General features: G+C 42.1%; 11 protein-coding genes. 3 read left to right on the forward strand and 8 right to left on the reverse strand.

All coding sequences use genetic code 11. From position 1 onward, the window contains the following. The first annotated feature begins 3 nt into the window (after positions 1-3). The gene (locus DXX94_RS03295; protein WP_116013831.1) at positions 4-873 is read left to right on the forward strand and encodes a DMT family transporter; all 870 of its coding nucleotides are present in this window, start codon (positions 4-6) and stop codon (positions 871-873) included. Between the two features lie 36 nt (positions 874-909). On the opposite strand, the gene DXX94_RS03300 is transcribed toward DXX94_RS03295, so the two are convergent. The 3 genes from DXX94_RS03300 to DXX94_RS03310 all read right to left on the reverse strand — a co-directional run bounded on the left by DXX94_RS03300 (position 910) and on the right by DXX94_RS03310 (position 4859). Continuing rightward, positions 910-2073: a GNAT family N-acetyltransferase gene (locus DXX94_RS03300; RefSeq protein ID WP_116013832.1), complete on the reverse strand. Its 1164-nt coding sequence runs from the start codon at positions 2071-2073 to the stop codon at positions 910-912. 176 nt (positions 2074-2249) lie between these two features. Next, entirely contained in the window at positions 2250-3488 is a 1239-nt protein-coding gene (locus tag DXX94_RS03305) for a metal-dependent hydrolase family protein (RefSeq protein WP_181901591.1), read from the reverse strand. 429 nt (positions 3489-3917) lie between these two features. Next, positions 3918-4859, reverse strand: a complete 942-nt coding sequence (locus tag DXX94_RS03310) for a LysR family transcriptional regulator (RefSeq protein ID WP_116013835.1) — start codon at positions 4857-4859, stop codon at positions 3918-3920. A 171-nt stretch (positions 4860-5030) separates the two neighbouring features. Here DXX94_RS03310 and DXX94_RS03315 point away from each other — a divergent pair, with 171 nt between their 5' ends. Next, the gene (locus DXX94_RS03315; RefSeq protein WP_116013837.1) at positions 5031-5846 is read left to right on the forward strand and encodes a hypothetical protein; all 816 of its coding nucleotides are present in this window, start codon (positions 5031-5033) and stop codon (positions 5844-5846) included. 3 nt (positions 5847-5849) lie between these two features. On the opposite strand, the gene DXX94_RS03320 is transcribed toward DXX94_RS03315, so the two are convergent. Next, the gene (locus DXX94_RS03320; protein WP_116013838.1) at positions 5850-6965 is read right to left on the reverse strand and encodes a sensor domain-containing diguanylate cyclase; all 1116 of its coding nucleotides are present in this window, start codon (positions 6963-6965) and stop codon (positions 5850-5852) included. Between the two features lie 214 nt (positions 6966-7179). Here DXX94_RS03320 and DXX94_RS03325 point away from each other — a divergent pair, with 214 nt between their 5' ends. Continuing rightward, positions 7180-7431 carry a TIGR03643 family protein gene (locus DXX94_RS03325; RefSeq protein ID WP_116013840.1) on the forward strand — a complete coding sequence of 84 codons (252 nt, stop codon included), beginning with the start codon at positions 7180-7182 and terminating at the stop codon, positions 7429-7431. Between the two features lie 131 nt (positions 7432-7562). On the opposite strand, the gene DXX94_RS19380 is transcribed toward DXX94_RS03325, so the two are convergent. The 4 genes from DXX94_RS19380 to DXX94_RS03340 form a co-directional block, all read right to left on the reverse strand. Next, positions 7563-8627 carry a methyl-accepting chemotaxis protein gene (locus tag DXX94_RS19380; protein ID WP_220348019.1) on the reverse strand — a complete coding sequence of 355 codons (1065 nt, stop codon included), beginning with the start codon at positions 8625-8627 and terminating at the stop codon, positions 7563-7565. A gap of 18 nt (positions 8628-8645) precedes the next feature. Further along, on the reverse strand, positions 8646-9632 hold the full coding sequence (locus DXX94_RS19385; RefSeq protein ID WP_220348021.1) for a cache domain-containing protein: 987 nt from the start codon (positions 9630-9632) through the stop codon (positions 8646-8648). Between the two features lie 910 nt (positions 9633-10542). Next, positions 10543-11025, reverse strand: a complete 483-nt coding sequence (locus DXX94_RS03335; protein WP_116013841.1) for an FKBP-type peptidyl-prolyl cis-trans isomerase — start codon at positions 11023-11025, stop codon at positions 10543-10545. A 90-nt stretch (positions 11026-11115) separates the two neighbouring features. After that, a complete protein-coding gene (locus tag DXX94_RS03340) occupies positions 11116-12003 on the reverse strand; it encodes a DMT family transporter (protein WP_116013843.1) in 888 nt (295 codons plus the stop codon). Positions 12004-12069: the final 66 nt, after the last annotated feature.

Raw genomic sequence — 12069 nt, forward strand, 5'->3', positions numbered from 1 at the left:
TTTATGTCAACCAACGCCTTTTTTGAACTACTGTTTTTAGCCTCTTTGTGGGGGGCATCGTTTCTGTTTATGCGTATTGGCTCGCCAGAGTTTGGGCCATTTTTATTAGTTGCACTACGCACCCTAACAGCGAGTTTATTTTTACTACCAATTTTGATTTCAAAGCGCCAACACCATCAACTCACTGGCCGTTGGGCGCAAATTTTTATCATGGGCGCGTTCAATACCGCCATTCCATTTGCGCTTTTTGGCTATGCCTTGTTGTCGTTGTCAGCAGGCGTTGGTTCAGTGCTAAATGCAACCGCGCCAATATTTGCCGCCATCGTTGGATTTTTCTGGCTAAAAGACAAAATATCATTCGCTGGCATACTTGGCTTGCTGTTGGGCTTTTTCGGTGTGTATGTATTGATGTCAGGCAAAATAGCAAACGACGGCGAGGCACTTATTTTGCCAACATTGGCTGCGCTTGGCGCGACCTTGTGTTATTCAATTGCCACCAACTACACCAAACAATATTTGCATGATTTAAAGCCACTGGCGCTGGCTGCCGGAAGCCAGATCAGTGCAACCATAATGCTACTGCCATTTGCGTTGATGTTTTTGCCTGATGAAATACCAAGCAATCAAGCTTTTTACTCAGTTGCAGCGCTTGGCATATTTTGCACGGGTATCGCCTATATTATGTTCTTCCGCTTGATAGCGACAATTGGCCCGACAAAAGCGATTTCAGTAACCTACCTAATTCCCGTGTTTGGCTTGTTTTGGGGCTATTTATTCTTAAGTGAACCAATTACATTGACTACGCTTTTAGGCAGTGGCTTTATTTTAGTTGGCGTTGGGCTAACCACAGGGTTGCTCGCACGCCGCAGATAACCTAATCAACTAAAGTCATTTATTCGATGGCAATAGTTACTGAGACTTCTTAAACGGCAACTCTGTTTTTGCCTGTTCAGTGTAGCGCTCAAGTTGTTCATGCTCACGCGCGATAAAGTCACTAATCGCTCGATGAAATACGGGTTGATACACTTGATAACTGCCATAGATGTAAACAGGTTCAAAGCCTCGCTTTAGTTTGTGCTGGCCTTGCGCACCAGCGTTAAAGCGAGACAAACCAAGTTTGAGACAAAGTTCAATGCCTTGATAATAGCAAAGCTCAAAGTGCAAATTGTTGAATGCTTGCTCTGCCCCCCAATAACGGCCATATAGTTGCTCGTTATCATAAAAAAACAAGGCAGCAGCTACCGCTTTTTCATCACGATAGGCAAAAACAATCGCACTGTTTTTGCTAATACCACTCGTTGGTTGGGCTAAGGCATCAAAAAAAGCGGGAGTTAAGTACCCCTGATGGCCAGAGCGCTTCATATAGGTTGCTTGATAAAAACGATAGAACTCACGCCAATGATCTTTAGTTAACTGCTCACCGACAAAGCTACGTATTTGTATGCCTTGGTCAACAACCGCTTGGCGTTCTTTGCTTATCGACTTTCTTTTGCGCGCCGTTAGTTGTGCCAAAAATTCTGAAAAATCACCGTAGTTTCGGTTAAACCAATGATATTGCACATCACAGCGTTTTAACCAATCATTGTCTGCTAAGGCCTCTGCATGCTGCTGAGTTAAAAACAAGCACTGAGCGGTTTGCGCATCAATTTGCTTAGCGAGTGAATTGATTGCCTGCGTAGCCTGCGACAATATATCGTCTTGATACTCTGCAAACTCCTCAACAATTCCAAAGCGCGCGCCCGTTACTGGCGTAAATGGGATTGCAGAGACAATTTTCGGGTAATATTCGATTCCGTGTTGATAAAACGCATCAGCCCAGCTCCAGTCGAATAAATATTCACCGTAAGAATGCGATTTAATGTAAAGGATAACAATAGCAACGACTTGCTGGCTATCATCACTCAATACAAGGTGGCATGGTTGCCAGCCAGTTTGCTTGCTTACACAACCCGTGTTTTCTAAGGTCGAAATGAAATTGTACTGCGTAAATGGCTGCGAAGATGGAAAACAGCGCTGCCAATCGAACTCGTCTATAGCTGCGCAACTGGTGAAAAATTGCGGATATAACTTCATTAACTTGGTTTTATAATGGAAACGTGAAGCTAAATCTAGCTGGGCGAACCCGAATTATTGTCTGGTTTTGCCCAGCTAACTCAGTAACTCAATAGCTGGCATAGTTTACTTATTTGGCTAACATTGCCGATATAGCTTCTATAAGACAATCGCCTAATTCAATCTAATGGCGATATTTACTGCTTATATACTTTGCCGCCTTTCATCACAAAGTCAACATCCATTAACTCTTCAATGTTTTTTAATGGGCTGGCATCTGTAGCAATAATATCAGCATATTTACCTGCCTCTAGTGTGCCTAGTTTATTGCTCATCCCGGCTAAATCCGCGGCATTAACCGTGGCAGCTTTTAGTACGTCTTGCGTTGTCATGCCAGCTTGGTACATCAGCACTGCCTCTTTAGCGTTAGTACCATGTTTAGAGACGCCACTGTCGGTACCATAAGCGATTTTCACGCCCGATTGGTAAGCACGAGTAAAGTTTTTCAGCATGTCAGCTCCAACGCGAATGGCCTTGGCTTTGATTGGCGCTGACATAAAGTCAGATGTTTTTGCCATATTCACCACCGTATCACCCGCCAACAGCGTCGGCACTAAATAGGCGCCGGTTTGCTTAAACAACTTTATGCTTTCTTCATTGGCATAACTGCCATGTTCCACGCTGTCAACGCCAGCACGAAGCGCGGCATTAATGCCGTCTGCGGCATGCGCATGGCTGGTAACTTTGCGCCCAAGCACGTGTGCCGCATCAACTATTGCTTTCATTTCATCATCAGCCATTTGCTGGCCTGTACCTGTGGTTGTATCAGATAAAACGCCGCCTGTAGACGCAATTTTGATAACATCGGCACCATATTTAATAGCATGACGTACTGCCTTTCGGCATTCGTATGGGCCATCACATAAGGTTTCTGGCGATTTAAGTTTTAGGATATCAGGCGCCATGCCATCAACATCTAAATGACCGCCCGTTACTGACACGCCAGCACCGGCAATAATGCGCGGGCCATCAACCCAGCCTTTGTTAATCGCATCTCGCAGCGCATTAATTTGTTCAGGTTGGTTTAATAAATCACGCACTGTCGTAAAACCCGCCATGAGTGTTTTATTGGCAAAGTAAACACTTTTCATGGCAATGTCGGCGTCTGACATTTGCACGGTTTCTTTGTGGTTGTTAGGACCAAGCTCACCGTGCAAATGTACGTGCATATCCATCAAACCTGGCATAACAAACGAGCTAGACAAATCGATTAGTTGAGCGCTTTCACCGTATTGGCTAGGCGCAATAAAGCCTTTTTTCACCGCTGAAATCACACCATCTTTTACCACTAGCGTTTGCTTAGACAGCGGTTTTTCACCCGGTACCGCGAGTAATTGACCAGCATGGATCACCTTAGTATCAGCAAACGCAGGCATTGAAATAGTGGCACCAAGTGCAATCGCTAACAATGAACGTGAAGCCACTTTCGGTTTCGGTTTAGGTTTAGATTTGGTTTTATTTACAGCAGCATCATCGATAGACGCGACTAACTGAAAGATTGAATAGTTGAACATTGAAGTTTCCTTGAAGAAGATGTGTTGGTTTACACCAACTGATTTATTGTTTTTGTTATTTGCTCTGATTTTCTGCTTGAAGCTTTCGTAACTATTGCCTTGATAATAAGGCCTAATTATTTGTATTACATAAGATAGCAGCTTCACGCTTAAGGGTAATGTTAGTTCATCCTAATTATCCTGCCACTGGTCAATTAGCCACTGCAAGGAGCTTAAAATTTATTGCATATCATTTGCTTTGGTGATGATTTTCGCTGGTAATAAAAGTAAATTAAGCAACACAAGTTAGTACTAATTAAAGCCGCTGCCCAACATATTCAGTAATTCTGGTTGCCAGCTAATAGCTATTTGCTGCTCAGTTTCCGTTGTTACATCGGCAATATTAAGTGCAATAAGCTGCTGTTCTCTCGCCCAATAACTAGGCACATAACCAAGATATAAGCCACTTTTAACAAGCTGAGCTAAGACACTTAGATCATCAGCAATCACCGGCTTGTTTCGTGGAATCAATTGTTCGTTCCAGCCATCACAGCCGATACCTCTCAGTTCACCGCAATACGGGGAGCGTTGTGGCACAACAAAATCATATTCACTTAATTCGTTAACTGACGGATTCGTTTTTGCCAATGGGTGCCCTACTGCACAGGCGACAACCATATCAAGCGATCCTAATGATAAGCGGGAAATATTGTTCGGTAATTGGCCATTGATTTCCTCAGTCACTTGCTCCGTAACTAAGGCTATGTCAGCTGCGCCTTTTAAAACTTTATTAACCGCAAGCTGCTCAAAGCAGGTATCAAATGTGATCGACTCACAAGTCAGGTTAGGTGAATTAGCATCACGCTTCTCCTCACTGTTGATCTGCTGGTTTTGCTGCTTCTTTTGCTGCTTCTTTTGCTGATGATTACTTCTCGCGATAACACTTGCCCAGCGCGCGAGAATAATTGCTGGACCTGCAACTCGAACATGGCGACTAGACTCATTGTCAAACAAGCCTTGTATTTGCTTAGCGTTTGTAACTAACTCTACTGCCTTGGGTAACAACTGCGCTCCCTGCGAATTCAGTTGGATGTACTTGCCAACGCGGTCAAACAACTGAGTATTTAAAGAGCTTTCAAGGCGCTTTAATGCCTTAGAAATAACGCTTGGTGATGTTTGAAAATGCGCAGCTGTTTGTTGCATATTTTGATTGTTAGCAAGCACTATAAATTTTTCTAAATCCGCTGTATCCATTAGTTTTATTTCTATTATTTAAGATTTGGTAGCAACTACCTGAACAAATCATTCACCATTGGTGCACAAAATTCATTTCCAAATAGGAAATAAAGTAACCACATTGTAAACGATGGTTCATCAAAAGTTCACTATAATCAGCACATCATTACTCAACGAGAAATATTAATTTTGATTACCAAGCATCCCTTATTACATCGTACTAGGTTATTTATCACTAGCGCCCTTTTAACACTGTTTATTTGTCAACACTCTGCACTTGCAAGCGAGAAAGGTGCAGAACATAAGCAACATCACGACGTTGGTGTGCATGGCATGGCATTAGTAATGGTGGGAGGCAAGCTGATTGCATCGCATTTACCACTGCATAACTCGATGCACGAGCACCAGATAATTTTTACCACAAATATCAGTGAACGCCCTGCCACTTCAAAGCAAAGCCAAAGCCAAAGCCAACACCAAAATAAGCAACACCAACTGCCCCAAATAGTAAATTCGATTGAAGCAGCATTGACTAAAGGCCAATTAATCACCTTACTGCCTGAAGTATTTTCGCTTAGTAAACTAAGAAATAGTGAGCTAACCGACTTTACCGCAACTATTTATCAAGGGCATTTTGAGCGAGGCGGAAAGCCTATCGCTAAACAGGTGAGCTTTGCGATTGACCAAATGCTTTATCAGCGAAAATTGTCAAACAAAGGTGTTAGTAATGGTGAGTATAATTTAATTAACATGGGCGAAGGTGATGTCTTGGCTGTGCATCAAATTGGTGATAAGCCCAGCTTTGATCATTTGGTGTGGTTAACCTCTACGAGTGAGAAGTTAGTGGCATTGCCAACTTCCATCACGACTGATGGAGAAAAGCTATCAGCCCAAAATAAGGCTTCGTTAAATTTACAATCAGAACTAGGAAAAAGCCTAGAGCAACACCAAAGCCAGCTTGTGTTTAAGCAATCACTATATTTTGAAACTCAAGATTTTCAGTGATAGCTAGATACTTTCTTGGGGATGTAAGTTGACCACTTCCACGCGATTACGGCCTTTCTCTTTTGCTTTGTAAAGGCCATCGTCAGCCGTAGCTATTAACTTTTCAGCGCTGGCGATCACGCACTCTGCCGAAGCATTATGGTCGTTGTTGTCTATTGCAACAACACCAAAGCTTGACGATATAGACACCTGCTTGTCTTCAAATTCGAACAGGTGCTCACTCACCTCTTGGCGAATACGTTCAGCAATAAGCGCTCCGTAATCGGCATCGGCATTTGGTAACACAGCAATAAATTCTTCACCGCCAAATCGGGCAATCCAATCAACATCCTCTCTAATACACTTGCGTGCAATGCTGACAAAATCAGCCAGCACTTTATCACCTAGTTGATGACCATATTCGTCGTTCACTGACTTAAAATGATCTAAGTCGGTAAAGATAACGGTGATTGGATAATTTAATCGCTGGCTACGATGAATTTCTTTACTTAAATTCGCGTCAAGGTAGCGACGGTTGTACGCGCCCGTTAGAGGGTCGGTAATCGATAAACTTTGTACTTCTTTGGTCAGCGCAATCATGCGGCGGGTAAGATAATAACTTAGAATAGCAAATGTGCCGAAGTGAATAAGAATAAATAGCGTATTAACAATTTTTACTGGCCAGTCAGTTTGCACAAATCCGGCAAACGGCCACACGTAGACCATGGCGAAAACAAGCGCTGTAGCATAGGCCAGCATATTCTTTAACAGTAATCTAAACGCGCCTATGTACAAGGCATTTGCAATTAATACGATGGTCGCTGTTGAAAGGAAATAGTAGTCAGGCAGAATGGATACAGTCATGCCAGTTAGAAACGCGTCAAAGTTCATATTCATATGCTCTTGACGTTTTCCATCTCGGCTTTTCGCCGCCAACCAATAAGTGATATGCGGGTACAAAATACCCAATACGAATAGCCAAAGATACTGAACTTGCAGAACATCCCAGCCCAGCTTTAAGCCACAAATCAGCAACATAAACTTAGCCGCAATAATGCGAGGCAAGTAGTTTATTTTTATGATGGGATGTTGCTTTGTTTTTTCTGTCACTTTACTACTCACGCGTTGGCTTCCATGCATTAGCGCTGCTAATTTTTACTAGTTACAATCGATAGTAACTGAACAAGATTGGTGCAACAAGCAAACAGAGTATTTTTGCTTTAAAAACCATTAATTGACTGTTTTTTTGCGGGGTTTGTTAATAATAAGTTAACGATTTTGTGTTCTTATTTTGCCTAACACCCGTAATAAAACATAAGCAATATTTACCCTTGGCACGTATGTTGGGCAACTTATGAATTTTTCTAATGAAGATACCTCAAGAATAATTGAAATGGCTTGGGAAGACAGAACCCCTTTTGAAGCGATCAAACAAAATTATGGCTTAAACGAACCTAGCCTCATTAAATTTATGAGGGGGCAATTGAAGCCGTCTAGTTTTAAGCTTTGGCGAGCGCGTGTATCGGGCCGAGCAACAAAACACAGTAAGCTCAGGCCCAGCAATGTGTTGCGAGCATACTGCCCAACGCAGTACAAGCGTGGTTAGTGTTTAATTTAAACGGGCTGCTACTAACCAGCCCGCTAATAAGCTGTCATAAGTGTATTAGGATATACAGCCGAACATGACAGATAATCTTTAGTGATTTTTACTCATAGTTCGGCTGCATAAATGTTTTCTTAAACCTTAAATTGGCCAATAAGCCCAGCCAATTGTTCATTGGTCGTTGCCAATTCACGACTACTCGCCATCGTTTGTTCACCGCCATGAGAAAGATCATGGACAACGGTTTGGATGTTGTTCATGTTTTGGCTAACCTCTTCCGTTACAGCACTTTGTTGCTCAGCAGCAGTCGCAATTTGGTTGTTTAAGTCATTAATTTGAACAATTGCATCAGTCATGGTCGATAAGCTCGTTGATACTTGCGCAGTATTGCTAGAGGCTAATGCACAGCTCTCTTGCGTTGCCTTCATAGCTGCAACAGCATTAACAGCATCTCCTTGGACTTTGGCAAGGATCTGGCTAATTTCCTCGGTGCTTGTTTGGGTGCGTGAAGCCAGTGCTCGAACTTCGTCAGCAACCACTGCAAAACCTCGGCCTTGCTCACCTGCTCGCGCAGCTTCAATCGCGGCATTTAACGCTAATAAGTTTGTCTGATCAGCGATTTCACCAATTACAGTCAGTACATTGACAATTTCTTGAGTGTTGTCGTTCATGGTATTGATATTCGCCGCTGCCTGTTCAATTTCATGCTGCAACTTTTCAACACTTTCGGTAGTCGAGATAACTAGCTGCTGTGCTTCATTCGCTTCTTGTTCAGCTTGGTTAGTACTATGAGCTGACTGATTAGCGCTGTCTGCAACACTATTGGCAGTAGCACTCATTTCAGTAATAGCGGTAACCACTTGCTCTGTTTCGTTTGCATGGTTATTTAAGGCGATATGATTCTGCTCTGACTGAGCCGATAGACTATTAATATTGTCAGTAATATGGTGTGAAGATGCACTTAGCTCTCGTAACATTTTTTGCAAATACGCAATAAAAGCGTTGACGGCATTGGCTATGTCATTGATTTCGTCTTTGCCATTCATTGTTAGTCGAGAGCGCAAATCAGCTTCGCCACTTGATAGGCTCGCAATTCGCTCTTGCAGTAATGACAATCGATACGTTACACGATTAATAAAGTAGATAAACAAGCCGATCGCGACACCAATTGCAATTAATAGCAGAACAATATTTTGCACAGTTTGGCTGTTAAAAATTTATTGCGTCGCGTATGTTAATTGCTCTTGAGCTTCAATAATATCGCTCTCATAGGCACCCGTTACAATGGTCCAACCCCAGTCTGGAAAGACATTACGCGCATAATTAATTTTACTTTCAACTTTATCCGTTGCCGGGTTATTAAACGTTGTGTCGATAAACGCGTCGTTTTGCGTGCTAACACGTTTGGCAATTTTTTCAGTGTTACCAATCACTTTGCCAACAATAGACGCTTTCGGGTGGGCAAGTATCACACCATGGCTATCTTGCACCCAAAAATATCCGTTTTTGCCGTATTTTGCATGTGTGATCATCGCAAGTGCATTCGCTTGCTTTTCCGCTTGCAAGCTGGAAATGTACTCACCGGTAGCAATAACAATGTTCAAAGGTGCAAATAACATTGCCGCTGTGAGCTTATCTTCTACTTGGTTAGTCGTTGGATTAACAAACGCATATTTAGTAAAACCGATGTCACTTTCTAGCGCGACGTTAACGATATTTCGCGCGTAATAGACACCGTTTTTATCCTGTGAATCTTTCGCTGAAGTGCCAATTAATGCAGGTTTTAACGTATGAGTTACGTAGTTAAGAGAGTCTTTGTCATAGCTAAATACATAGCGATTATTGCCCCACGTATAGTGGTTTAAAAAGCTATAAATATGAGCCTTTGCCGCTGATTTAGATGATGTATTCTGATAGATTGATGACATTGTTTGAAAGATGACAGTCAGCTCCTCAGCTAGCTCTTTTTTAATCTGGTCTTGCTGAGCTTGCTGATAAAATAGTTCGGTCGAAAGCGTAACGGTATCAATTTGTGCTTGTAAGCTTTCTTGCAATGTTTTTTTTACCGAATTGCCAACGTTTTCAGATTCCGCCGTCAACACTATGTTCTTAGTAACTACTGTTTCGACAATAGAAATCCCTCCAATTAAGAATAAAGCGATGCTAGCTAGTAAAATTAGCTTAGTTTTGATTGTTAAATTCATGATGTTTCTTCAAATTCGTGATGCTTGTTGAGAAAAATGTGCACTACTAGCGCTAACTGATGCCTCAGTAAGTACTGTTGTTTGTTGATATGGTTTATTGCTTTCTTGGCTGGTGTTTTATTTAGCTAATGGCTGAGCTGTAGCACACTAAAAAAATATATAAAATCGAACTTTGTTCGGAGATGAGCATGCCAAACCCTTGGCAAAAGGCTTCTTCATAACACTACCTTGATGATGCTTTTTAGCGAGTTTCACACTTGTTAATACAAGGTGACACCACCGTAAAACGGGTGTGAAAATTACTTGAAGATTGTGAGATAAGTAAGGCGTAGTTACACTGAACTTTTATCAGGGTTTCCCCTTATTTTTTCACCTTTTGTAATCGAAATATTAACAAAGGTAAAACACAGTAAACACTTTTGTTACGGATACGTAATTTTTGCTGTTAAAACAAGCAGGTTAGAATATACCCATTAGTCGATAAGCATGCTTAAAATTGTTTGACTCGGCAGCAATACCGGATAAAGAATCATTACGCTAAAACACTTCGGCTGTAAATGACTAATGCTCTTTTCATGGCTATTTTTACCGTTCGCGGTGAGACCGTTTATCAAAAGGAAGAGAGCGTAATTAGGAGATTAAGCGTACTATTGAAGTGGCTTAAATTATAGAAATTTGCTTGTACACTTTGTGATAACCAACCTAGTGCTATGCAAGAAATTACAATTGTTTGAGTTTTTAAAAACAACGTTTAGATAAGGCAATTAAAATCAGGTGCCTAATACCAAGTATGTTTTTAACATTGTGGATTGAATGGAAACAATAGATATAAAGTTAAGCCTAGTACAGATTTGCCTAGGCTTAACTTAAACAGGCTTTAAGAGGCATTTACAGACCCTAAAAGCGAGCCTTAGTGCTGATGTCCGCCTACACCGTGAGCGTGGCCATGCTCAATTTCTTCTTCAGTAGCGTCGCGTACGTCTACCACTTCTAAATCGAATGTTAACGTTTTGCCAGCTAAAGGCGGATTTAAATCGCATGTCACCATAAAACGGCCAACCTTTAATACGGTAACTTGGCGTTGCCCTTGCTCAGTGTGAACAACCGCAACCATGCCAGGCTTCCATACTTTAGCGCCTTGCAAGTGCTTGGTAGGAATACGCTGTAGGGCGTCTTCTTGGCGTTCACCGTAGGCATCTTGCGGTTCAACAGTCACTGTAAAGCTATCGCCTGCACTTTTGTCAGCCAATGCGTTCTCAACACCGACAATCATATTATTGTGGCCGTGTAAGTAAGCCATAGGGTCGCCGCCAGTAGAGCTTTCTACCGTTTCGCCAGTTTCGTCTTTCATGGTGTAGTGAAATTGCACTACTTTATCTTTGGTAATTTGCATAATGTTTGTTGCTAGTTTTGAAAATTGCGCGGGGAGTTTAGCAGATAATAGTGAGCGACAGCAGTGCTATCTTTACTTCTCCACAGCCAACTATGCTAAAAGCAAAAGTACAACAACACTAACAACAATCAACAACATGCCTAATATCTCTGCGGGTGTGGTTTTTTCTTTAAAAAGTCGATAAGTCAGCACCAGCGTGATAAAAAATTCCACCTGCCCTAGTGCTTTCACATAGGCCGCGGTTTGATAACTAACGGCAGTAAACCAACCAATTGAACCAAGTAAGCTCGTAATGCCAACAAACAAGGCAAGACGCCAATTAATTATCATTTTTCTGAACTGACTGGCGTCACGCATTAACAAATACAAACCTGCTAATAATGACTGAGCACTAATTAAGAATACCAGCGTTACAGCAGCATTGACCATAGGGTGACTGCCAAGCGCTAAGTTCGATTCGCGGATTAGTAACGTGGTAATCGCCAGCCCAAGGCCCGAGGCCAAACCATAGCCTGCGCCCGGATTGGTTAATACATCTTTAAGATTAAATTTTACTTTCGACAGTAAAATAACCCCAACAACACCAAGTATTACCGATAACCAACCATAGCCTGACAAAGGTGCGGCAAATAACAAAGCGCCGATCACAGCCACTTGAATCGCTTCGGTTTTAGCAAGGCTAGTAGCAACAGCAAAATTTCGATATTGAAATGCGACAACAAGGCAAGCTGTGCCAATTAGCTGAGCAAAACTGGCAATAATGGCATACTGTAAAAACGTTGTATTAAGCGCTGGCAAGGCTACTTGATAATGATTGAGCGCCCACCACAAATATAGCCATGCAAATGGTAAAGCGAATATATAGCGAACGCCGGCAGTAGCAAGTGATGATAACTGCGCAGACAGTTGCTTTTGACCAGCGGTTCGTATCGCCTGCATAAAAGCGGCTAATAAAGTGAAGGCTATCCAAGTTTCCATTAAAAATTCCATTGATGTGCCAAATTCGATCGAGCACTGTTGGCGATGTTCTTCGCCAAGCTTGTG

This window comes from Thalassotalea euphylliae (assembly GCF_003390375.1).
Classification (GTDB): domain Bacteria; phylum Pseudomonadota; class Gammaproteobacteria; order Enterobacterales; family Alteromonadaceae; genus Thalassotalea_F; species Thalassotalea_F euphylliae_A.